General features: G+C 34.2%; 26 protein-coding genes and 5 pseudogenes. 13 read left to right on the top strand and 18 right to left on the bottom strand.

Going from position 1 to position 23,139, the window contains the following annotated elements:
* Positions 1–27 precede the first annotated feature (27 nt).
* Positions 28–243: a tautomerase family protein gene (locus LC087_RS04440; RefSeq protein WP_226538217.1), complete on the bottom strand. Its 216-nt coding sequence runs from the start codon at positions 241–243 to the stop codon at positions 28–30.
* Between the two features lie 155 nt (positions 244–398).
* Between LC087_RS04440 and LC087_RS04435 the strand changes: the two genes are divergently transcribed.
* From LC087_RS04435 to LC087_RS04410, 6 genes and pseudogenes are all read left to right on the top strand, one after another.
* Positions 399–1,274, top strand: coding sequence for a hypothetical protein (locus LC087_RS04435; protein ID WP_226538216.1), 876 nt, complete (start codon positions 399–401; stop codon positions 1,272–1,274).
* Positions 1,275–1,357: 83 nt separating this feature from the next.
* Positions 1,358–1,672 (top strand): ArsR/SmtB family transcription factor, encoded by a 315-nt coding sequence (locus tag LC087_RS04430; protein ID WP_226538215.1) that lies wholly within the window; start codon positions 1,358–1,360, stop codon positions 1,670–1,672.
* A 58-nt stretch (positions 1,673–1,730) separates the two neighbouring features.
* The gene (locus LC087_RS04425; protein ID WP_226538214.1) at positions 1,731–2,126 is read left to right on the top strand and encodes an ArsI/CadI family heavy metal resistance metalloenzyme; all 396 of its coding nucleotides are present in this window, start codon (positions 1,731–1,733) and stop codon (positions 2,124–2,126) included.
* Positions 2,127–2,175: 49 nt separating this feature from the next.
* Positions 2,176–3,475: pseudogene (locus LC087_RS04420) on the top strand (arsenic transporter).
* Between the two features lie 16 nt (positions 3,476–3,491).
* On the top strand, positions 3,492–3,893 hold the full coding sequence (arsC, locus tag LC087_RS04415) for an arsenate reductase (thioredoxin) (protein ID WP_226538212.1): 402 nt from the start codon (positions 3,492–3,494) through the stop codon (positions 3,891–3,893).
* A 351-nt stretch (positions 3,894–4,244) separates the two neighbouring features.
* Positions 4,245–4,517 carry a hypothetical protein gene (locus tag LC087_RS04410; RefSeq protein ID WP_226538211.1) on the top strand — a complete coding sequence of 91 codons (273 nt, stop codon included), beginning with the start codon at positions 4,245–4,247 and terminating at the stop codon, positions 4,515–4,517.
* 204 nt (positions 4,518–4,721) lie between these two features.
* On the opposite strand, the gene LC087_RS04405 is transcribed toward LC087_RS04410, so the two are convergent.
* The 3 genes from LC087_RS04405 to LC087_RS04395 form a co-directional block, all read right to left on the bottom strand.
* Positions 4,722–5,612, bottom strand: a complete 891-nt coding sequence (locus tag LC087_RS04405; protein ID WP_306020765.1) for an IS3 family transposase — start codon at positions 5,610–5,612, stop codon at positions 4,722–4,724.
* A 15-nt stretch (positions 5,613–5,627) separates the two neighbouring features.
* Entirely contained in the window at positions 5,628–5,873 is a 246-nt protein-coding gene (locus LC087_RS04400; protein WP_306020126.1) for a transposase, read from the bottom strand.
* 485 nt (positions 5,874–6,358) lie between these two features.
* A complete protein-coding gene (locus LC087_RS04395) occupies positions 6,359–7,027 on the bottom strand; it encodes a hypothetical protein (protein WP_226543304.1) in 669 nt (222 codons plus the stop codon).
* A gap of 794 nt (positions 7,028–7,821) precedes the next feature.
* Here LC087_RS04395 and LC087_RS04390 point away from each other — a divergent pair.
* Positions 7,822–8,244, top strand: a complete 423-nt coding sequence (locus LC087_RS04390) for a hypothetical protein (RefSeq protein ID WP_226543302.1) — start codon at positions 7,822–7,824, stop codon at positions 8,242–8,244.
* A 491-nt stretch (positions 8,245–8,735) separates the two neighbouring features.
* On the opposite strand, the gene LC087_RS04385 is transcribed toward LC087_RS04390, so the two are convergent.
* The 8 genes from LC087_RS04385 to LC087_RS04350 form a co-directional block, all read right to left on the bottom strand.
* Positions 8,736–9,125 carry a RidA family protein gene (locus LC087_RS04385; protein WP_226543300.1) on the bottom strand — a complete coding sequence of 130 codons (390 nt, stop codon included), beginning with the start codon at positions 9,123–9,125 and terminating at the stop codon, positions 8,736–8,738.
* Between the two features lie 532 nt (positions 9,126–9,657).
* The gene (locus LC087_RS04380; protein WP_306020123.1) at positions 9,658–10,023 is read right to left on the bottom strand and encodes a hypothetical protein; all 366 of its coding nucleotides are present in this window, start codon (positions 10,021–10,023) and stop codon (positions 9,658–9,660) included.
* On the bottom strand, positions 10,016–10,660 hold the full coding sequence (locus LC087_RS04375; RefSeq protein WP_226543296.1) for an ABC transporter permease subunit: 645 nt from the start codon (positions 10,658–10,660) through the stop codon (positions 10,016–10,018). Before LC087_RS04375 ends, LC087_RS04380 begins: the two co-directional genes overlap by 8 nt.
* 37 nt (positions 10,661–10,697) lie before the next feature.
* On the bottom strand, positions 10,698–11,645 hold the full coding sequence (locus LC087_RS04370; RefSeq protein ID WP_226543293.1) for an ABC transporter ATP-binding protein: 948 nt from the start codon (positions 11,643–11,645) through the stop codon (positions 10,698–10,700).
* Positions 11,646–11,664: 19 nt separating this feature from the next.
* Entirely contained in the window at positions 11,665–12,588 is a 924-nt protein-coding gene (locus LC087_RS04365) for a sensor histidine kinase (protein WP_226543291.1), read from the bottom strand.
* On the bottom strand, positions 12,581–13,273 hold the full coding sequence (locus tag LC087_RS04360) for a response regulator transcription factor (RefSeq protein ID WP_226543289.1): 693 nt from the start codon (positions 13,271–13,273) through the stop codon (positions 12,581–12,583). Before LC087_RS04360 ends, LC087_RS04365 begins: the two co-directional genes overlap by 8 nt.
* Before the next feature lie 43 nt (positions 13,274–13,316).
* Positions 13,317–14,660 carry an alpha/beta hydrolase family protein gene (locus LC087_RS04355; protein ID WP_226543306.1) on the bottom strand — a complete coding sequence of 448 codons (1,344 nt, stop codon included), beginning with the start codon at positions 14,658–14,660 and terminating at the stop codon, positions 13,317–13,319.
* Positions 14,661–14,834: 174 nt separating this feature from the next.
* Positions 14,835–14,969: a hypothetical protein gene (locus tag LC087_RS04350; RefSeq protein ID WP_264190034.1), complete on the bottom strand. Its 135-nt coding sequence runs from the start codon at positions 14,967–14,969 to the stop codon at positions 14,835–14,837.
* Between the two features lie 120 nt (positions 14,970–15,089).
* Here LC087_RS04350 and LC087_RS04345 point away from each other — a divergent pair.
* Positions 15,090–15,713: pseudogene (locus LC087_RS04345) on the top strand (ABC transporter ATP-binding protein); the annotation flags it as partial.
* 17 nt (positions 15,714–15,730) lie between these two features.
* Entirely contained in the window at positions 15,731–16,252 is a 522-nt protein-coding gene (locus LC087_RS04340) for an ABC transporter permease (protein ID WP_226543287.1), read from the top strand.
* 166 nt (positions 16,253–16,418) lie between these two features.
* Here the strand turns inward: LC087_RS04340 and LC087_RS04335 are convergent.
* Positions 16,419–17,572 (bottom strand): annotated as a pseudogene (locus tag LC087_RS04335) (IS3 family transposase).
* An 80-nt stretch (positions 17,573–17,652) separates the two neighbouring features.
* On the opposite strand from LC087_RS04335, the gene LC087_RS19585 reads away from it, so the two are divergent.
* Positions 17,653–17,892 carry an ABC transporter permease gene (locus LC087_RS19585; protein WP_371932679.1) on the top strand — a complete coding sequence of 80 codons (240 nt, stop codon included), beginning with the start codon at positions 17,653–17,655 and terminating at the stop codon, positions 17,890–17,892.
* Positions 17,874–18,377, top strand: a complete 504-nt coding sequence (locus LC087_RS19580) for an ABC transporter permease (protein ID WP_371932678.1) — start codon at positions 17,874–17,876, stop codon at positions 18,375–18,377. Before LC087_RS19585 ends, LC087_RS19580 begins: the two co-directional genes overlap by 19 nt.
* Positions 18,378–18,653: 276 nt before the next feature.
* On the opposite strand, the gene LC087_RS04330 is transcribed toward LC087_RS19580, so the two are convergent.
* From LC087_RS04330 to LC087_RS04315, 4 genes and pseudogenes are all read right to left on the bottom strand, one after another.
* Positions 18,654–18,854: a hypothetical protein gene (locus LC087_RS04330; RefSeq protein WP_226539516.1), complete on the bottom strand. Its 201-nt coding sequence runs from the start codon at positions 18,852–18,854 to the stop codon at positions 18,654–18,656.
* Between the two features lie 99 nt (positions 18,855–18,953).
* Positions 18,954–19,280, bottom strand: a pseudogene (locus tag LC087_RS04325) (NAD(P)H-dependent oxidoreductase); the annotation flags it as partial.
* Between the two features lie 58 nt (positions 19,281–19,338).
* On the bottom strand, positions 19,339–19,896 hold the full coding sequence (locus LC087_RS04320; protein ID WP_226539518.1) for a TetR/AcrR family transcriptional regulator: 558 nt from the start codon (positions 19,894–19,896) through the stop codon (positions 19,339–19,341).
* Between the two features lie 188 nt (positions 19,897–20,084).
* Positions 20,085–20,261 (bottom strand): annotated as a pseudogene (locus tag LC087_RS04315) (Tn3 family transposase); the annotation flags it as partial.
* 267 nt (positions 20,262–20,528) lie between these two features.
* Between LC087_RS04315 and LC087_RS04310 the strand changes: the two are divergent.
* On the top strand, positions 20,529–21,149 hold the full coding sequence (locus tag LC087_RS04310; RefSeq protein WP_226539519.1) for a DUF421 domain-containing protein: 621 nt from the start codon (positions 20,529–20,531) through the stop codon (positions 21,147–21,149).
* Positions 21,150–21,398: 249 nt separating this feature from the next.
* On the opposite strand, the gene LC087_RS04305 is transcribed toward LC087_RS04310, so the two are convergent.
* On the bottom strand, positions 21,399–22,553 hold the full coding sequence (locus tag LC087_RS04305) for a thiolase family protein (protein ID WP_226539520.1): 1,155 nt from the start codon (positions 22,551–22,553) through the stop codon (positions 21,399–21,401).
* A 187-nt stretch (positions 22,554–22,740) separates the two neighbouring features.
* On the opposite strand from LC087_RS04305, the gene LC087_RS04300 reads away from it, so the two are divergent.
* Positions 22,741–23,112: a nuclear transport factor 2-like protein gene (locus tag LC087_RS04300; RefSeq protein WP_226539521.1), complete on the top strand. Its 372-nt coding sequence runs from the start codon at positions 22,741–22,743 to the stop codon at positions 23,110–23,112.
* Positions 23,113–23,139 lie beyond the last annotated feature (27 nt).

Below are 23,139 nucleotides of genomic sequence, written 5' to 3'. Positions count from 1 at the left end.
ATGAAAAACTAGATGGAGAGGTGTATCTCAACATCTAGTTTTTTTGTTACCTTTTTTTCTATAGTCATCAGTCAGCATTCCTGAAAATCCCCAGTTTTCTTCTTCAATTTCTTGAATGACGATATGTATGTGTTCTGGTTTTTTATCAAGGGTGTGGACGAGTGTTTCGGTGAACTCATTAACTATTTGTTCTTTCTGCTGACGAGAAACACCTTTCGTCATTTGCAAGTTAATATAAGGCATAAAAATCCCTCCAATTAAAAACTGTGATAAAGTAATTCAATTAAACGTAACTAAAATCCTTCCCAATTAACAAGAATAATCCATCTATTCAAAAAAACAAATATTGATTATTAATGTATTGTCTTTTTAATAAGATAGAATGAGGAGGAATAAAATTGATACTTGAAAGTACGTTACTAATGGGAGGAATATTTAGAGAAAAGGAATTTACGGAACAATATTCAAAAGAATATCGCATAGATGTTTTAAATATTAATCAGAAATTATTTCGACCATCTTGTTTTCCCGCATTAAATAATCATCAATTTACAAGCGATTTTTTTCATTTTTACGATGAGGGAAAAACGAATAGATTAATGAGATCAGCTGAAAACTCCTTGTTAAACTACTATAGTATTTTAAGGGAAGCAGCCTTTTTTTCTAAAGGAGTATTTGGCGGATGTGGAACAATCGGAAATTCAACTTTGCCATATCCGATAGCCTATCAATTTCTCACTAAAGATTATCAAAAACGAGTAACCTATGATGATTTTTTACTTTCGTTTCTCAACATAGGTCATATTCATTTGATTAAGTTAATCAAGGTAGATTATTCAGTCAACTCAGAAAATGAACATCGCTTCTTTGTAGAATTAGAGACGATTGAAGGGTCGAAAAAGAACCTTACTTATTTCGGATATTACTATGGGTTTATCACGATCAAAGTAGAAAATGATCTATTTAAAATCGATGATATTGTTCTTTATGGAGAGGATTTTTTATGTTCACCTTATCATGGATGGGATTATATAGGGGAAGCTATTGTTGATGTGAAGTATGGCAAATGGTGTAATTTAGTTAGAACAAGGTATCCTACTATTAAACATACCTATGTTAAATATATTTACTTTCTAGGAACAGATGAACAGAAGTATGTATTTATCTTTTTTGAATTGACCAATGGAACAGACATCGAAATAGCGCAGTTTAAAGTAGATTTGTATGGGGGTTGGGTTCCTATACAAATTGATCCTAGCAAATGTTTAAAATAAGCTGAATAAAGGTTGCATTTTATCTTAACGTGTTGTATGATAAATTCATCAAAAAAAATTGATTAATTAACGGAGGAAAAGAAATGCACTCGCAAATGCCAGACATACAAAAGTATGAACAAAAATTTAAAGCACTCGCCGATCAAAAAAGATTAGAAATTATGTATGAGTTAACTCAAAGGGGAGAAACGTGTGTTTGTGATTTAACGGATTACTTTGAGATGACTCAATCAAAACTTTCTTATCACCTGCGAATTTTATTAGATGCGAACTTAATTACAAAGAGAACAAAAGGAACTTGGAGTTTTTATGACTTAAATGATCAAGAAGTGAATAACCTATTATCAGAAGAACTTTGTTGTGTATTTAGAAAAAAAGGAAATAGTAGTTGTTGCTAATTTTTTTATCCTTTATATCAATTTTTTTTGATTAATAATTTAATAGGAGGAAACATAAATGAAGAATGTCCATGTAGGAATTAATGTGACAAATTTAGAGGCTTCGGTTGGTTTTTATGAAAAAATTTTTGAAATGGAGCCCGTTAAAGTGAAACCAGATTATGCGAAATTTTTGTTGGAAAAACCGGGACTTAATTTTACCTTAAATGTTCGTGATGAGGTGAAAGGAAATCAAGTCGGTCATTTTGGTTTCCAAGTCGGGAGTAAAGAAGAAGTTTTATATCATAAGGAAAGATTGGAGAAGGAAGGTTTCTTTGCTCGGGAAGAGACCGATACTACATGTTGTTATGCCCTCCAAGATAAGTTTTGGGTAACAGACCCTGATGGGAACGAGTGGGAGTTTTTCTTTACAAAAGCAGACCGTGATTCGAATGATAGTAGCGCATGTTGCTAAAGGGAAGTAAAGAAAAGCTTTTCACTTGTGTGTAAATGGAGGATTCAAAATGATATCGGTCGTAATGGCAACCTTAATTTTCTTGATGACACTTATACTAGTCATTTGGCAACCGAAAGGGCTGTCAATTGGTTGGTCTGCCTGTGGTGGAGCGATCGTTGCTCTCATCGTAGGTGTAGTGGATTTTCATGATGTAATAGATGTTACATCAATTGTATGGAATGCTACTTTAGCGTTTATTTCCATCATTATTATTTCTTTAATATTAGACGAAATAGGCTTTTTCGAGTGGTCTGCTCTTCATATGGCAAGAGCTGCTAAAGGAAATGGCGTGAAAATGTTTGTTTATATTAGTTTTCTTGGTGCTATAGTCGCAGCATTATTCGCAAATGATGGGGCAGCCCTCATTTTAACTCCTATCGTTCTTGCGATGGTACGAAATCTAAATTTTAATGAAAAAATGGTGTTTCCCTTTATCATGGCAAGCGGTTTTATTGCTGATACAACTTCATTACCTTTGGTGGTGAGTAATTTAGTGAACATTGTATCAGCTGACTTTTTTTGGAATTGGTTTTGTTGAGTACGCGACACGAATGATCATTCCAAACTTTTTCTCACTCGGAGCAAGTATTATTGTCCTATTATTATTTTTCCGGAAAAGCATTCCTAGAAATTATTCATTAGATCAATTAAAGAAACCAGTAGAGGCGATACAAGATAAAAGAATGTTCCGCTTGTCATGGGTGGTCCTAGGAATTTTATTAATTGGTTATTTCGTTAGTGAATTTCTAAATCTTCCAGTATCGATTATTGCTGGTATGATCGCGATTTTCTTTTTATTGATGGCGAAAAGAAGTTCAGTTGTCGATACTAAAGCTGTTTTGAAAGGAGCCCCGTGGGCAATTGTTTTTTTCTCCATTGGGATGTATGTAGTGGTGTATGGGTTGCGTAATGTCGGGTTAACGAGTGTGTTAGCGGATGTGATTGAAATAACGGCAGATCAAGGGCTTTTTGCAGCAACAATAGGAATGGGCTTTATTTCAGCAATTCTTTCTTCAGTCATGAATAATATGCCAACGGTTATGATCAATGCACTCGCAATCTCTGAAGTCGATTCCAGTGGGGTCATAAGAGAAGCACTTATTTATGCTAATGTAATAGGTTCAGATTTAGGTCCAAAGATTACACCTATTGGTTCTTTAGCGACTTTATTATGGCTCCATGTTTTGTCTCAAAAAGGAGTGAAAATATCCTGGGGAACATATTTTAAAACAGGAATTATTTTAACGATTCCGACTTTATTTATAACACTCGTTGGACTATATTTTTGGTTATGGATTATTTACTAAAGAAGGAGCTTTTAATATGTCAAAAAAAACAATCTACTTTTTATGTACTGGAAACTCATGTCGAAGTCAAATGGCAGAAGGGTGGGGGAAACATTACTTAGCTGACAAGTGGGAGGTTTATTCGGCAGGAATTGAATCTCATGGTGTGAACCCTAATGCAATAAAAGCGATGAAAGAGGTAAGCATAGATATCACGGATCAAACATCAGATATAATAGACGATGAAATCTTAAATCGGGCTGATCTAGTTGTTACTTTATGCAGTCATGCAGACTCCGTATGCCCAACGACACCTCCACATGTGAAACGTGTACATTGGGGATTTGATGATCCAGCAGGGAAAGAGTGGTCAGAATTCCAGCGTGTTCGTGACGAAATTGGCATGCGTATTAAGCAATTTGCTGAAACAGGAAAATAGGCTCTCTTTCTGTATAGGAGACATAAACTGAGAGAAGTTAGACCAATTTAATTGTTATTGGCCTAACTTTTTTTGTGGTTACCTATAGGGTGATTGTACGAAATAATGTTAGTTTTGGATGGAGACACATGCATTTAGACGAGAAAAAGAGTAGTGTTCATGATTTAATTGATCGTGAATGACTACTCTTTTTGTTATGTCTCAAAACTCTTATTGTTAAAGTTTTGTATTTTTCAGCACTACACCTAAATCTTTTATTTTGTCAGAAAATGTCGGAATGATTAAATATACTTATGAAAATTTAAAGAGTAAACTAATCTTATTCAAATAAAAGGAGATATATGAAAATATATGGGTAAAAAGATATTTTTAAGCTTTCTCTTTACTTTAAGTTTTGCCTTTTTGGTTGGTTGTAGTAATGAAAAAGTGGAAAAGACTAATAGAGCAAATGAAGACAATTTACAGAATCAGCAAAGTGAAATTGATAGTAAGGAGGAACAGAAAGAAAATCCAACTGTTTCTTATAATGAATTTAGAGATATTTATTTGAATATGGAAGAGAATTTAAAGTTAGATAATTTCCACCTTATTTATGGTTCTAAAGGGGGTAAACCCTGGATCTGAGTCAAATTTTCGGACACAAAAAAGTTAGTTCACTTTAATACCTATGCTCGAAGAAAACTTGTTTTATTTTGACGCTTGACAGGGTCCCTCCGCGGGCATGATTCTGTTGCCGAGAAACCAGATGCTCCGACATCGGCATCGCCAAAGGAGGCTATCATGCCCGCTACTCCCTATAAAGCTTGATTCACACATGTTAGAGAGTCGCTATGCGCATGCCCGAATGCTGTCTTCTACTTCTTGTGGAGTTCGATACCCGATACTTCCATGGATTCTTTTTCGATTGTACCAGCCTTCAATATATTGAAATAAAGCCATGTTAGCCGATTGATAGTTCAGGTATTTAACTTGATGGACTTCTTCTTTTTTCAAAATGGCGTGAAATGATTCAATACAAGCATTATCATATGGGCAACCTTTACGGCTAAATGAATGTTTGATCCCCTTGGAACGGATGGATTCTGCAAATTCTTCACTTGTATATTGAGAGCCTAAATCCGAATGAAAGATGAGCTCCTTTTTAGGAGATTGCGTTTCATACGCATGATTCAGTGCTTTTATCACTAGGTCTGTCGTCATCGTTTTTGAAAAGGCATAACCTATGATTTTCTTAGAATGTAAATCCATCACTGAAGCTAAGTAGCACCAACCATCTTTAATCGTATGGATATACGTAATATCTCCCACCCATTTTTCATTAATCGTTGTGGTGGTAAAGTCTCGGTTTAATAAGTTTCCTTGTTCTGTTACTTGGTGCTGACTAGTATAAGGGCGATATTTCCTTTGTATAATGGAGCGGATTCCAACTTTTTTCATTAGCCTTTGAACTCTTTTTAGACTCACGGAAAATCCTTTCTTTTCGAGTTCCATATGAATTTTGGGTGCTCCGTACCGTTTTTTACTATCTGTATGAATTTCTATCATTTCTTTGGTTAGTTCCTTGTTCTCACGATCACGATTAGACTCTGTTTCATGTAGTGATTGATAATACGTACTTCTTGGAATATCTAAGACTTCACACAGTGCTTGTATAGGGTGTTGATCTTTATACTTTTCAATCGTAGCGGCTAACTCAGTTTTACTTACTTTTTCGCGAATATGGCCATAGCCTTTTTAATATTTCATTCTCCTCCTGAAGGCGGCGCATTTGTTTTTTAATTGGATTAAATCGTCCGTCGTAACGGTCGAACCATCTTCTAAATCGATTGGAGAGAATCGTTTAATCCATTTATAAATCGTTACTTCAGACACGCCATATTCGCTACTTAGATTGCTTACTGAGTTGCCAGAATGATAAAGATTAACCACCGTTTTTTTGAAGTCTTCATTGAATTTTTTATTAACACCTTGGTTACCCATCAAGGACACATCCTTTCGTTTTTTATTATAGTCAATAATTAGAAAGCTTAACTAAGGTGTGTCCATGAAACTATACTAGCATCCACGTTTTTTACACTTTGAAGTGTTCAGAAACTCGTAACTTAATCAATGTTAAGTAACCAGTGAATTATTAAGTTATTGAACACTAAAAATCATCTTTTTATTATACTTTTCGGTCTAGAACAGGAACCCTGTCACTGACCCTTAATGGTTTCTATAGTTCCCCAAACGAAGTAGATAGTCCCTAGAAACAAGAAAATGATACTGAAAATTGTTAAACTGTTAGGTACATTTGAAAGATAAACACCAAACTCTTCACTTGACCATTCGGCACTATTTGTAGCCCCAATTGAAGCACAGATATATCTTGTTGAGTAGAGTATAGAAGCTATTAATAGAAACATAGAACCTATAATTTGTTTATTCATTCTATCTATCCTTTTCTATCTTAGATTATTAACTTATTAAAATTTCACAACACGATACATGCGTTCTACCCATTTTTGAGGGTATACATATTTTGTAGCATAGACCTTACCCCTACGGTCATAAGACTGAATCTGCTTTACTTTATACTTTTTATAAACATGTCTATATTCTAAGCGATATCTTCCATTAGGGTAACTAGGGGAACTATAACCAACTGTTTCAGTCCAAGTCTTTGTTGTATCGAAACCAAGCATACCTTCTATTGTCTTTTTTGATACTTTTAATGAACCAGAATATTTATTTGAGACTGACGAGGAATGAGAAGCCGTTAATACTCCGCTACTAATAGTTGAAGCACCTGCATAATACCAACTACTATAAGAATGCCCAACATAGGTACTACTTACTGCATACCATCTTTTAACCCTTTCTTGAGGCGTAACTATCCCACCAGTTGTTTCATCAGTTTCAAATTGAAACGGTTGAGTAACTTCAACATTTTTAGCTTCTTCTACTGGCACGTACTCCGTATAAACATCTACAACTTCTTCTCCTTCGGCTAATCCGTCGTAAACACCTTCATTTAATTCATCATTATTATTTAATTCACTTGCATAAGAGATATCAGTGTTAAAAGAAAATATTGTTATTATCATTGTAAAAGCACATACAAAAGCTAACAATTTACTGAAATTTTTCATCATTTTCAAGTCTCCTTTTTATTATAATGCAAATTTCCTTGACTTAGAATAAAAAATATTAAATTTATTCCGAAACTTCTAAATACTATTTTGGGTCTTTTTCAACTCCATACTGTTTATTCCAATTCCCCCCCCTTTTTGAACCACTACTATAAACTACCATATGTTGCACATGAAAGCTACAAGTTCTGTAATATATTTATAAAAATTACAAAATTAACGAATTTACAGTATACCTTCCTGTGAAAATCTAAAATGATAGTTTAAACAAAAAAAAAACAGGACATTATCTGTCCCGTTCTTCTAAAATACGTTTCCTTATTTCTGAACCTCGTTCATTTTCTTCTTTCCTAACCGTAATTCCATAATCAATGGATTCATTAATTAATTGATACAGCTTTTCTTTAGAAATAGAATCTCTGTCTTTCGCCTTGTCCCATGAATAATCATTTTCAAAATAAGACTCAATATATGCAAGTAAGAAATGTAATGTTGAGGTATTATCTTTAGGTTGCTTCAGCTTTTCCGCTAATTCATCAAAAGTTAGCTTCTTATTGGGGTAAACCCAGCAATCAACCGACGATGTGCAATCTAGGTAAAAAATGTTAACTTAATTGTAACAAAAACGGTCGTTTTTCTTATTGTGGTACAGATGCTAGATTCAAAGTTAAGAAACCGCAAAACAAGTGTAACAAAAATATATAACAAAATATTATTGTCACAATTCTCTTTGATAGCCATTTTTGATACGTTTGACCATTGTTTTTGTTGATATTATTTACACATCGAGTTCTTTTTTGGGATATTCTGGACAGATTGCACTTTATCGTTCAGTTGCTGGTTCTACCCCTAAAGGGGAGACACTCACTATAACTAACAAAAAACTGACATTTGACAAAAGAGAATGGCTAACACTAGAAAATAAAAATAAGGACTCAACACAAGATGTGCTCATTTTCGAAAGTACAGATAAAAAGTCATTAATAAATGTACATTTAGCTTATACAGATAATTATATTGGAGAAGATGCCATTCTGCGCGAAGTTACAGTTGGAGACGATCAAATAGACTCAGACCTTAAAAATAATACAGATCTAATGATTATTTCTTTCAAAAATATAGTCATAACAGTTGTTCAAACTGCTGAGGTTAAAGCAGATATTGATATTACACATGTTTTTGTAGAGAGTGTGATAAATATATTAAAAGAAAATTACTAAATTTCCCACAGCTGTGAGAAGCACTGTAAGGTCAGAACTTATCATGCCTGATCAAACTGCGAAGGAGAGAGGGGATTCTGAATCAGGTCGATTATGGAATGTGCTAGATATGTTTGTTTTTAATGCTCAGAATTGTGCATATGATAGAATGAAGTTTGAGGTTTTGAGAAAAAATTACGAATTGATGTCCTACAAGCGGATATTGAATGTAGAGACGTCGCTTTCAATCGAAAACACGCTTTGGAAATGAGTATTGCCGTTTCTAAAAAGGAATAATTGACGATAAAAAAGAAGGCAAGTTATTTCTAATATAATTCAGATCTTTTTTTTGAATATCGTCTCACTATCATAAGTAATCTTGGTTATTGAGACAAAATGATATATTTCCACATAACTTCCGATAATATATATTATGTAAACTAGAAAGAAAATAGAGGAGGGCTCTTTCACATTTTTAGTCCCCTCTACTTTAAGAGCAATATGTATTATTTCTATTTACTTACTATCGCTTCTGCTTCGATTTCTACTAGAAGTCTCGGATCAATCAGTCGATTCACTTCAACCATTGTGGCTACAGGTTGAATGTCTTTGAAAAACTCTCCATGTGCTTTGCCAATCTCTTCCCATTTAGAAATATCGGTGACAAACATTCTCGTTCTAACAACATCAGTTAAATTTGCTCCGAGTTTATTTAGAGCTTCTTCAATAGTTGTTAAAATATAACGAGTTTGCTCATAAACATCTCCATCGCCAAATACTTGGCCGTCTTTCATCGCGGTAGTTCCTGCAACTTCTACACGGTCTCCAACTCGAATTGCTCTACTGTAACCAACTACAGACTCCCAAGGTGAACCTGTTATTATTTTCATTCTTTCATTCATTTTAATTTCTCCTCTCTCTAGTTTGTATTGGTTTATAACGAATTGTTCATTTTTTTATATAAAAACATACAATTGTCTTTTTTACAGAGTAAGAAAGTATAAAAATCTGTCCTTATTCGGATGGTGCTTTTATTTTTGTCTAGCTCCATTGCCCAGCAACTCGTAAGTTTTTCGACGCACAGGAAGTGCTAGCATCATCGTTGTCCACAGGACGTGGACGTCTTTAGATGATGTTCCATTTCTCTATGATAAGTCAACATCGAAGCCTTCGGCTTTTCGTGTTTCCTTTATCTCATACGGCGATGAACAGGAGGTTCTAGCGTCAACGTTAGTCACAGGACGTGACTGTACTTAGTTGACGTTCCTTTGCACCTTCGTTGCTAATCGGGCGCTTGCGCTTTTCTTAATAAAGGGTCTGTCACTATACTGGTAGAAATAAGTTCCTTCCAATTATGAAGTAATTAGCTTTTAATTGACAAGGGATTTTACATTTTTTTTAATCCCTCCTTCCATTTGATAAAAATTAGTTATTCTAGCCGTAGCGCCCATTGTAGACCAATTTAATATATTTCCCTTCATTTTTAACGGCTATGGAGTTAGTAGTATCGATCCCCTTAATACTATATAGAACAGATCCCTTTGGAAATATATTTGAGAATACTTGTCCTTCTTTTGCTGTCATTTCTTGATCAGAGTATTTTGTTATCTTTCCGATTTGCTCTCCTATTTCTTTTTCTTCTATAAATTCATCCGTTACTACATAAACATCTTCATTCCAGACAACAAAATCTGCGGTCCAATCAGCTTCAGATGTTTGATTTTGTGAACATCCTGTTATTATAAATATAACAATAAGAAAACTGAATTTGGGATGAATTTTTAACATACTATTAAACATCTCTCCTATTCCCGTAATAAATAAAGTGATAAACAACGAACATTCCAACAAAGGTTAAACATAACAAAATAATGAGGTTTGAACCGTATATATTCGTATGGTTTGGTGCATTGATTGGTAAATACAAACCAAATGCTAGAATTGAAGATGTAGCTAAAGTCATTTTCACGGAATAACGAATCATACCAAAAAATAAGGGAATAAAGGCAATGACAGAAGTAAATAGTCCATGAAAAAGGACTTCTAAGAAAAGTCTATATGATAAAAATGAAGTTATGGGCTCTTTTATAATAGCAGCATAAGATTGGATCATGGTGAAGAATAGTAAAGAAACAATTAAGGTGCTTATAAAGAAAACCAATGAAAGTAGTTCGATTAGAAGAACTTTTGATAGAAGTAACTTCCATCGTGGATATGGATGTTGAAACAAGATTACGATGGTCTTATATTTATATTCATTGATTATTATTTCCACTAATAAAACAGCTGAAAAAATGGTCGTACTTATTCTTGCCATTGTTAAAATGAACCCATAAACAAATAAGTAATTTGGATAATTGGGATACACTTCTTGCATTTCTTTAGGATCAATTTCGTGTAATAGCATGAATATAAGACTCACATTAACGATTACCATTAAACAAACTCCAAGCAAATATAGTTTCCAATGAGTTTTATTGATGTCTATTCCCATCCATTGAAGCAAACTCTCCACTTCCCTTGCTGAGATTGAAAATATAGTTTTCTAAGCTGTGTTGATTTTGTATAACTTCATGAACTTGTATATTGTTCTTCACTAACATATTCACGATCTTGTGTGATGGTACTGAGGGATCAAAAATACGTATTATTCCACTTGCAAGCACTTGATAATGAAGGATTTGAAGTTGTTCCTCAAGCAAGTAAGCTGTTTTTTTACAGTCGCTTATAGAGAAGTCAATAGACTTTGAGAATGTTGTTCTAATATGATCCATTGTTTCCTCTTTCATTAATCTTCCATTTTGAATTACACCAACCTTATCTGTTATTTGTTCAAGTTCTTCTAAATGGTGACTCGAAATAATGACGGTTGCATTATAATAATCGTTCACATATTTAATAAGATTACGCAAAGTTCTTTTTTCAAGAGGATCCAAACCGTTCATGGGTTCATCGATTATTAATAATTCAGGTTTTAAAGTGATCGCTCTTATGATGCCTAGCTTCTGTTTTAATCCAAATGGATAGGTATGAACTGGCTTATCCTCCATCCCTTTTAGGTCAAACAACTCTATAGCTTCTGCAATATGCTGCTGGTCATAGACTCCCCTATACTCACAATGCATCTTTAAATTTTCAAAGCCTGTTTTATTCTCGTAGAAAATGGGCGTATCAATCATACTGCCAACTTTCTGCAAGAATAAATAAGCATTTCGATTGATACGCTCTCCAAAGAGTTCAACCTCCCCACTCGTAGGTTTCCATAATCCCGTTAGTAATTTGAATAGTGATGTTATACCCGCTTTATTTTGACTTATTAGACTATAAATTTCTCCTTGTATGACATGTAGATTCACTTCGGTCAAGATTGATTTCTTTTTAATCACTTTCCCGAGATTATTGGTCTTTACGATGTAAGACATTTTTTAACCCTCATTTCCCCTAAACTCGCAGTAACTTTACAGTGATGGTTGTTTTTTCATATGGGACACTGTTAATCCGTATGTTTCCTTGCATTTTTTTCACAAGTTGATGAACAATATTTAGACCTAGTCCACTCCCCTTCTTCTGATAAGCTTCAAATTTGTCTTCCATATGCAGCCTTTCAAATACCCGTTCTTTTTCCTGTTCCTGTATCCCTTTCCCCCGGTCCCAAACATCTATGGAGACATATTGATTTTCCTCTCGCAGAGTCATTCCAATGACTTTCCCTTCGTATCCATGTCGAATGGCATTGGACATTAAGTTCTCCAAAACTCTAATAAGTGCTTCTTCATTTGCTAAACCATATACAGGTTGATCCAATAACTCTAACGCCATGGTTAATCCTCTAGATTCAACTTGCTGATAGAAAGTTAGAACGCTCCTCTTACAAACTTCTGAAATGTTTATCTTCTCTAAAGAAATCTCTTGATCATCCGATTCCAAACGAACTAATTCAAAAAAACGATTGATCAGATGGACAATTTCCTCTGACTTGTTATGAATAAGCTTTATGGAGGACCTAGTTCTTTCATTTAGGTCCATGTCTGGCCGGTGAAGTATAGATTCTGAGAGACCTAGTACAACTGTAAGTGGTGTTCGTAAATCATGTGATATGTTGGTTAACATTTTTCTCATGCTCATTTCTTTTTGTTTATACGCTATCTTATTTTTCTGTTTATTTCGAAGCAGTCGGTTTATTTCAACAAGTAGAACTTGTAAAGAAGAATTGTTTGTAGAGTGAAACAATATAGGAGTAGGATGATCCATTAAATTGTCTAGTTTCTTTGCTACTGCGCGCAATTCCTTGGAATGGCGAGTTTTTGAATAAAAAATGTACATAATTAATAGCAGGATGATGGTCATCAGGATAGATTCAATCATGTGGGTCTCCCCATCTATATCCAATGCCCCAAATGGTTTTTACATGTTTAGGAGAAGAAGGATCCTCTTCAATCTTCTCTCTTAATCTGCTAATATGGACATTAATTATGTTAGCATCTTCATAATAAGCTTCCTTCCATACACGTCGATAAAGCTCTTCTTTAGTGAAAATCTTATTTCGATTGGTCGCTAGCATATTCAAAATTTGAAATTCTTTTAACGTTAATTGGATTGTTTGATTATTCTTAATAACGGAATAGGAGTTTGGTAAAATCTCAATCCCATCTAACTTTATAGAGTCCACGTTTTCTTTAGTCTTATAAGAAGCACGACGTATTAAAGCTTTCACCCGAGCTAAAAGCTCTGTCAACGAAAAAGGTTTGGCCAAATAGTCATCTGCTCCAAAACCAAGTCCTAGTGCCTTATCTATGTCAGAATCTTTAGCTGAGAGAATCATAATGGGGACTAAACTATCCATCCGAATGATTTTTAAACAATCTATCCCATCCATATTAGGTAGCATCAAGTCTAAAATGAGTAAATCGAAAGCATCCTTTTTCATCATTTCAACAGCTAATTCCCCATCGTAAGCACAAACGACAATATAGCCTTCCTTTGTTAAAAAATCCACTACCATCTTACTAATATGCAAATCATCCTCAATAAGTAAGATCCGTTTCCCCATTTTATCAACTTCCTTATTTATCAAATATAAGGAAAGTATAAACTCATTTAAGATGTTTATCAAAGAAAAGAAGACAAGCTTCATTGATGATTTTATATCCTTCTTTTGGATTGCCCTCTGGTGTCAAAAGAAAAGGAGCATATAAAGGCAGATCGGAAAAGCTAAGATGAGAAGTATTAGGTAGCACCATAGATTCAGCACCTGTTTCTAACATTCGCTCTCTACGTGTAAAAGCTTCTTCCAGTTTGTTTTTGTGCCACTCCTTTGTTTGCCCTGTCCTTTCTAATACTTCTTTATCCGTTGTTTCTTCCAGCGCTTGATAAAAAGGCACCTTATCCAATGAAGAGTCAGCAGCCATGAGCAGTAGCGGTTTTTTTAAGTTAGATGGCCATTCTTCTAAACCGAACGTGCCACCGTCCATATTAATGGCTGCTTTGATCCTCTCATCGTGAATAAGCATGTAAGTAGCCGTAGCTCCTCCATAAGAATGCCCGAACATACCAATTTGGTTTAAATCCATTGTATTTTTAAATATAGAGCTTTCATTTAATTGTTCAAGTTGATCTAACACAAATGTGCTATTTGATGCCCAATTAGTCATATGAGTATCTAGTTCTTGTGTTCCAGCCTCTAGTAAACTAGGGTGTTGGTTATTAATGACGACTCCATCCGAAAAAACTGTTGCCGCTGCATACGTAGGATGGTCAAATCCAACAACAATATACCCATGACTTGCGAGTTCTTCTACTTGAAATGTATTTTGGTTACGTACCCCGCCAAGTCCATGAGAAAATAATAGGACAGGATAAGAGGGTTGACCTTTGGACAATGGCGCATCTAAGTAAGAGTGAGTTGGAATATCACCTAAATGTTTTAAAGTAAAGCTAGGTAAACCGAGCATATTGGAGAGTTGTGCAGTTACTTCAGGTACATCCCTAATATAAGGACTATTAATATAATGGGTTACTTTATCTGATGGGTACCACACTTGCATCATCAGTTCGTGGTTTTCATCTTGAAGATGAAAAGTCGTTGTCCCAACTTGATAGGTCCCTGTAGGATGAGGAAATGTAAACATAGGTAATATTGATGGAAGTACAATTGAAAAAAGTCCGTAAATAATAACGAGACTAGTCCCCAAAAGAAAATTCCATTTTTTTCGCTTGTTTGACTTGTTCTTTCGATAAACCATGTACAAAGTAGTCACTACAGGTATAAAGTAAATAAAGATCATTTGCCACCTAGCAGCTACCATCATGTGAATAAAAGTAACCATGAAAGATACTATTAAAGCTGTGACTTTCCATCGATTTATGATTCTACTAGTAAACACCCACATTAAGACGCCAAAATTCAATATGACTACAAAGGTCTCTAACATATTCATTTCTTCCACATCCTTCTCTCCTGCTATTGAATTGATCTTACAATTCAGATTGTAACAAGAAGGACTTTCTCATTTGTTACTCAAACCTTACTTATTTATAAAGTATATGCAAAAATCTTAGCTAGTAACTAAGCGTTGTCATTCGTAAAAGTAAAAAATCGTGGGTTCCATAGTTCATTTAACTGTACAGGCATGAAGCATTAATAACCAAAAACCAATCATTATATAATAAACACCTTTAAATGTAAAAGGTTCTATTAGTAGAAATAGTTGTCTAGGACACTTTAAATAAGGTTTTCGTTTTGACAAGTCCCCCCATCCTCACTATTTATATTGTCATTTTTTCATTCTTTATCCAAATAAATATTCTGAAATTTGGAAAAAATATATAATTCTGATAAAATAAAAAGAAAAAGGAGTTCCACAAATATGACTCTATTAAAAGTAGATCAATTAGCAGGTGGATATTCTCGGAATCCGGTATTAAAGAATATTTCATTTGAAGTCGATGCTGGTCAAATTGTTGGATTGATTGGATTAAATGGGGCAGGGAAAAGTACAACCATTAAACATATTATTGGATTAATGGAAGCGCATAAAGGTTTTATTTCAATCAACGGGAAAACATTTCCGAAGGATTTAAAGGCTTATCGTTCGCAGTTTAGTTTTATTCCTGAAACTCCTATCCTATATGACGAGTTAACATTATATGAGCATCTTGAACTAACAGCAATGGCCTACGGATTAACAAAAGAAACTTTTGAAGAACGGCTTCAACCTTTATTAAAGGAATTTAGAATGGAGAAAAAATTAAAGTGGTTTCCAGCACATTTTTCAAAAGGGATGAAGCAAAAAATGATGATTATGTGTGCGTTTTTAATTGATCCTCCACTCTATATCATTGACGAACCATTTGTTGGATTGGATCCGCTTGCCATCAATTCATTGCTAGAAATGATGGAAAAGGCAAAAGCAAACGGGGCTGCCATATTGATGTCAACACATATTCTCGCTACAGCGGAACGATACTGTGATTCAATCATAATTTTACATAAAGTATGGGTGTATTAATGGATGTAAAAACTTTATGGACTTCAAGGGTTCAAGAATTTTATAGAAAGATGTACGGATACTATTCAATCATTGGTGCGAATATTATTTATTTTTTTCTGATCATTACTGGTGTCTTTATTTATTATTTTAATTTATTTCTTCAATGGATACCTCCTCAAATACCTGTTGAAGTAATCTTATCACTAATTATTACTTTAATTTTATTACCTACAAAAGTTCGTACATTTATTAAAAGGGCAGATATAGTCTTTTTATTACCATTAGAATGGAATTTAAAGTCGTATTTTATTAGTTCACTTGTATATAGCTTTGTTATTGATGCTATTAAATTGCTTAGTCTAATTATCATCTTTATATCACAATTTTTACAAACAACTAATATAAATCTTCTTATATTTATTTTTATATTAGGAATTGCATTTTATAATATTCTAATGAAGTGGACTGAACAATGGTTAGAGAACCAAGTACTGGATCTGAGTCAAATTTTCGGACACAAAAAAGTTAGTTCACTTTAATACCTATGCTCGAAGAAAACTTGTTTTATTTTGACGCTTGACAGGGTCCCTCCGCGGGCATGATTCTGTTGCCGAGAAACCAGATGCTCCGACATCGGCATCGCCAAAGGAGGCTATCATGCCCGCTACTCCCTATAAAGCTTGATTCACACATGTTAGAGAGTCGCTATGCGCATGCCCGAATGCTGTCTTCTACTTCTTGTGGAGTTCGATACCCGATACTTCCATGGATTCTTTTTCGATTGTACCAGCCTTCAATATATTGAAATAAAGCCATGTTAGCCGATTGATAGTTCAGGTATTTAACTTGATGGACTTCTTCTTTTTTCAAAATGGCGTGAAATGATTCAATACAAGCATTATCATATGGGCAACCTTTACGGCTAAATGAATGTTTGATCCCCTTGGAACGGATGGATTCTGCAAATTCTTCACTTGTATATTGAGAGCCTAAATCCGAATGAAAGATGAGCCTCCTTTTTAGGAGATTGCGTTTCATACGCATGATTCAGTGCTTTTATCACTAGGTCTGTCGTCATCGTTTTTGAAAAGGCATAACCTATGATTTTCTTAGAATGTAAATCCATCACTGAAGCTAAGTAGCCCAACCATCTTTAATCGTATGGATATACGTAATATCTCCCACCCATTTTTCATTAATCGTTGTGGTGGTAAAGTCTCGGTTTAATAAGTTTCCTTGTTCTGTTACTTGGTGCTGACTAGTATAAGGGCGATATTTCCTTTGTATAATGGAGCGGATTCCAACTTTTTTCATTAGCCTTTGAACTCTTTTTAGACTCACGGAAAATCCTTTCTTTTCGAGTTCCATATGAATTTTGGGTGCTCCGTACCGTTTTTTACTATCTGTATGAATTTCTATCATTTCTTTGGTTAGTTCCTTGTTCTCACGATCACGATTAGACTCTGTTTCATGTAGTGATTGATAATACGTACTTCTTGGAATATCTAAGACTTCACACAGTGCTTGTATAGGGTGTTGATCTTTATACTTTTCAATCGTAGCGGCTAACTCAGTTTTACTTACTTTTTCGCGAATATGGCCATAGCCTTTTTTAATATTTCATTCTCCTCCTGAAGGCGGCGCATTTGTTTTTTTAATTGGATTAAATCGTCCGTCGTAACGGTCGAACCATCTTCTAAATCGATTGGAGAGAATCGTTTAATCCATTTATAAATCGTTACTTCAGACACGCCATATTCGCTACTTAGATTGCTTACTGAGTTGCCAGAATGATAAAGATTAACCACCGTTTTTTTGAAGTCTTCATTGAATTTTTTATTAACACCTTGGTTACCCATCAAGGACACATCCTTTCGTTTTTTATTATAGTCAATAATTAGAAAGCTTAACTAAGGTGTGTCCATGAAACTATACTAGCATCCTACAATTCGTTTTCCATAGGTTAATTAGGGTTTTTTCAACATATTTAATGTGTTATTTTGTGTTTAAAAGTGACTGGATATTTGAGCTTATCCTAATGAGTTTATGTTACTCCTTTTTAATTTTTTTTATAGGAAAAAAAAGAACCGTGAATTGGGACTGGCTAATATCTGAAGAAGAAAGTGCCTTATTAAGAAACTATAAATTTATTAATAATTCATCGATGTCCCTCATCTGAAACATTCTTTTCGTAATAGGCGTATTCTCACTATGATTGTCAAAAGGTGCATCTCATATAGTCAGAGTAGTACATTCTTATATTTATACTCACACTTATTTGTACGCTATAATGATTACTTCTATCTTTATTTAAGACTCACTGTGATTGGAATATTTGTTAATTTTGCAATTCCAACAAGTGGTTGGATTTTTACTCTTCTAATTATATTTGCCACTGGATTTCAAATTATTCCTCTACAACATGAAATTAAACAAAGTGTATTACTTTATCCTATTTCTAAATCCCAAATGAATAAATCTTTCTTAAAGTTTGTTTTGGTTATATTATATGTACAATTTTTTATCCTATATATCGGTCGGTTCATTCATACTTCTACAGCTAATATATACTATCTTTCAATTGGCATTTTATTTGTTTATCTCTTTGTAAATTTCTTTGTATCAAAGAGAGTCAATGTCTCAAGTAGCGCTATTAAAGAATAGCCTGATTCAATCAACAGGTACTTGAGCAGATTAACCGAGGAACTATTTTTCCTTGAATTTCCTCATTCTTCTGTAATCCGTAACGATACTTTACCCTACCATTAAGAAGGATGAAGCAATTTATGTTTTTGAAGTACTAATTGGCAAACTGTAAGTACTAACAATGAGTAGACAACGTTAACTACGCCTACAATATAGTCACACAAGTCTATTGAAAGTAATATGACTATTCAAGCTGAGAACCTTATCGAATTCTCCTGCTGAATAGGTAGGTATTTACGTATAAGCGCTTGAACTCAGTTGCTCCTCAATCAATTTCGCTTCGTTCAATGAACTAGCAGCTGCTTCAAATCCATATTCGCGTAAGTTAGTTCCATATTCAGCTCTATGGTACAGCATGATTGTAAAATTATTTTTCAGTTTTTGAATAAAGGACCACCAATAATAGAAGGAGTCACCAATACCTAATTCAAACACCAGATAGTTTCCCCTCACCAAGAACCATATATTCCAAATCAATTTCTTTCACTGAATCACTCCTTATAAATAACTAGAGTCTCTTCTGCCTCCATCTGGTGCGTAGGCAAATCCATACGAGAAGGAGCGATCAATATACCCTTTTATGATAGCAGGTAATCCCGTCCACCAGATCGGATAAATAAACATAATCACATCGGCCCACCTAATATGCTCCTGTTCTTGTTGAATATCAGTAGGAAGCTCTCCCCCACTTTTAAATGAATTCAAATCTTCTGGACTTAAAACAGGATTGAAGTTTAACTCATAAAGATTTCGAACCTTTACATCATGACCTTGAGCTGTAAGTGTATTCTTAGAAGTTTTTTTAATGGCATGACAAAAGCTTTCGTTACTTGGGTGAGCATAGATAATTAAATGATTCATTATAAAACCACTCCTTTTCATATTAGTACTGAATAGTACTAATTATAAGCAAAAAAATTTAGATTGATTTTAAAACTTGTTCCAATGAATAATCTAGATGCTGTGTATTAGATGTAATCTCTGATAAAAGTAAAGCACCTTCTAGAGAAGATAAGACAAAACTAGCTAACTTTTGATTTTCTCTTTTTTTCATTTCTTTTCCATTAGTTATGATGTTTTCAATGCTGGGAAAAAGATTTTCGAAGAATTCTTTAACGGTATGATTGATTACACTAGACTGCTGAGCAGCTTGTAAATATAACGTGATAAAGGGGCAACCTCCTTCTTTTCCATTTTTATCTTTAAACAGTTGATAAAGGGACCTAATTTTTTCTTGAACGTTCGATTCTTGATTTGATTCTATTTCATAAATACTTTGATCAAGAAAGGAAATTCTCCATTTTAAAACTCCAATGGCAAGCTCTTCTTTCGTTTTATAGTGATAATATATATTTGACTTTGAAACCCCGCTTTCTTTGACTACTTCATCCATGCTTGTTAAGTGATAACCCCTTAAAAAAAACAAATTAGCTGCTACTTCAATTACATGTTGTTTGTTCGTTTTATTTGTGTTCATATTAGTACTATATAGTACTAATTGATAAATGTAAAGTAATATGAATTATATTTGAGTAGCTCCTAACTGAATGTGATTCTCTTTTATTTATCATAAGAGATACTGGAGAGACAAAAGTTCTCCTATATTTTTCAAATCTATTTCCTTATATATGTTGTTTTTTATGTATGTAAGGGATTTTCCTCGACATTCATGGCTTCTCTCTTATTTAACTCTCTTTGAACACGACTGCGTAATTTCTCATTAGATATATAGTCTAAAATAAAGATTGCACCCATTTCTCGCAATGCTTCTTCTATTTTATTTTGGCGAGAATAGGACCCTCACTTCTCTAAAAAAAGATAAGCTGATACTTCACTTTCTCGTTATGTAAATGTTAATATTTATATATTTATAAATATCACTAATAATTCAAAACAACATTAAAGAATAAATACAAATATATCCTACAAACTAACAAAAAAATTAAAAATGAAGTGGGGTGAATGCTTAATGAAAATCAATAGTCCTCTTGTATTATGGATGCTGATTATTAGCAATGTATTATTTTTGGTAGCAGGTATTTATTAATGAAATTGAATAATTTGGATAAAAATATAATGGCACAATAAGTGGAATGGAGATGGTTTTATATGGATCTCGATTGGATATGGAAATCAATATTAATAGTTGTGGGGGGAACATTATTATTAAGGATAGCTGGGAGGAAATCCATCTCCCAAATGACACTTGCACAGACTGTCATTATGATTGGAATAGGGTCTTTACTAATCCAACCTCTTGCCGGGAAGAATATTTGGACTACACTTTCCGTAGGAACCATGCTTGTTATTACGCTCATCGTCATGGAATATGTTCAAGTAAAATCAGATAAAATGGAACAATTCATTACGGGAAAATCTAAAATTATCATTGAGAATGGAAATATCAATGAAAAGAACTTGAAAAAAATGCGCTTTACAGTTGATCAATTAGAGATGAAATTACGTCAACAAAACGTAACAGCTATTGATAACGTCAAATGGGCCACACTGGAACCAAATGGACAGGTTGGTGTTGAGTTAAAATTAGAGTACCAGCCGGCTACCAAAAGAGACATTCAATTATTGGAACAGAAACTACAAAAAATAACTCAAGGATTAACTCCAACTACAAAGAAAAGATCTACTTCTGAAGAATCAACGAGTCAAGATATTTTTTCTGAGATAGCAAAAAAACAACACAATATTGAACCACCTGATCGTTTACAGTAGTGTTTTTATTGGATCTTTAATCAAACAAAAGTTGGTTTTAAAATTACGATACACTCGTCAAAGAATTAGCTAAACTGAATTTATTTAATTAAACACCCCAATTATATACATATTTATATTTTAAATGGGGGAACCTACCAGATGTGGTTACAATCTAGAAAGGTAGAGCACATCGTGAACATTTACAGAAGGTAACTCCTTATCAAAAAGCACTGACCAAATTGATCAGTGCTTTTTGTTGAACTTCATTCAACTTATACGTTCAATAATTGTGGCGTTGGCCATTCCATGTCCTTCACACATCGTCTGCAGACCAAAACGTCCTCCAGACCTTTCTAACTCATTCATCATCGTAATCATAAGGCGAGCCCCACTCGCCCCAAGTGGATGTCCTAAGGCGATCGCTCCCCCATTAGGATTTAATTTTTTTGGATCAGCTCCTGTTTCTTTTATCCAAGCCATCGGAACAGGTGCAAATGCTTCATTGACTTCAAAAACATCGATATCCTCAATGGTTAATCCCGCTTTTCTCAATACTTTTTCTGTAGCTGGAATAGGTCCTGTTAGCATCATCGTTGGATCCGATCCGACAACGACTCTTGTATGTACTTTAAATCGAGATTTTAATCCCAATTCTTCGGCTTTTTCACGGCTCATTAACAAAAGAACGGCAGCGCCATCACTGATTTGACTTGAGTTACCAGCATGAATGACACCATCATCTTTAAAAACCGTTTTTAACCCTGCAAGGACTTCTGGTGATGTTCCTTCTCTTGGACCGGAATCTTCAGTTATTACTATTGTTTGTTCGTTTTCGAGTGTGACTTCAAGTGGCATGATTTCATTTTTAAAATAACCTTTTGATTGAGCTTTTAAAGCGCGTCGATGACTTTCAGCCGAATAATCGTCTAGCTCTCTACGAGTAATTTCATATTTCTCTGCAATTCTTTCTGCTGACAGTCCTTGATGGATGATCTCATAACGTTCTTTTAATTTTGAGCTGAAAGGAACAGCATTTTGATAGTTTGATCCTATTGGTACTCTTGACATACTTTCTACCCCTCCAGCAATGACAACATCCATGTCTCCTGCCAAAATGGCTTGGGCTGCGAAATGAACGGCCTGCTGACTTGAACCACATTGTCGGTCAATCGTTGTTCCAGGGACAGCTATTGGAAACCCTGCTATTAAAGAAGCTATTCTCGCAATGTCCCCAGCTTGTTCTCCTGACTGAGTAACGCAACCTAAAATAACATCATCAACAATACCTGCATCTATCCCAGATCGTACTACAACTTCTTTTAACACCTTTGCCGCAAGATCATCAGGACGTATATCTTTTAACAAACCATTTCTCTTCCCGACGGGTGTTCTAACCCCTTCCACAATGACAACTTCGCGCATAGTACCTCTCCCCTTCTATTAATTTCTCCAATGTCTTTACAAAATATGAAAATAAAATCTTATATTTCTATTATAATGGCTTACTTCACCAAGATATACTTTTTTTGAGTATATATTAAACATATATGGTTATACATTTCATTAAAACTTGAATCTTTTTAGGGAATTTATTCTTTTTGATTAGCTCATGAAATTTGAATCGCACGAATACAAAGGTTGGCAGACCAACAATATTGACCAAGTACTTCACAGTCTGCATGAACAATGTGTAGTAATGGAATGTTTTGGCCCCATTTACAATAACAAAGGACAAGTTCATAGTTGGCTAACAGATTGGATTGAAAATGGAGACCAAATTGAGTACTGGGGAATTTCCTCTGAGTTTTATGATTCAACTTTGGATGTTGGAATATATGAATGGGAGTTTAAATGTCGCTCGAAAGGAGGAAAGTACCATTTTTATGGAGTGAGTATAGTCAAATATGAGGAGAATTTAATAAAAGAAATAAAAGAATATCAGATGGATTTCAATCAATATGTGCCTTATGGTATGAAGTAGGGAGAGAGATTTCTTCTTCTCTCTCCC

This window comes from Bacillus carboniphilus (assembly GCF_020524035.2).
GTDB lineage: Bacteria > Bacillota > Bacilli > Bacillales > JAIVKR01 > Bacillus_CC.
This window is presented reverse-complemented; position numbering and strand designations above follow the sequence as displayed.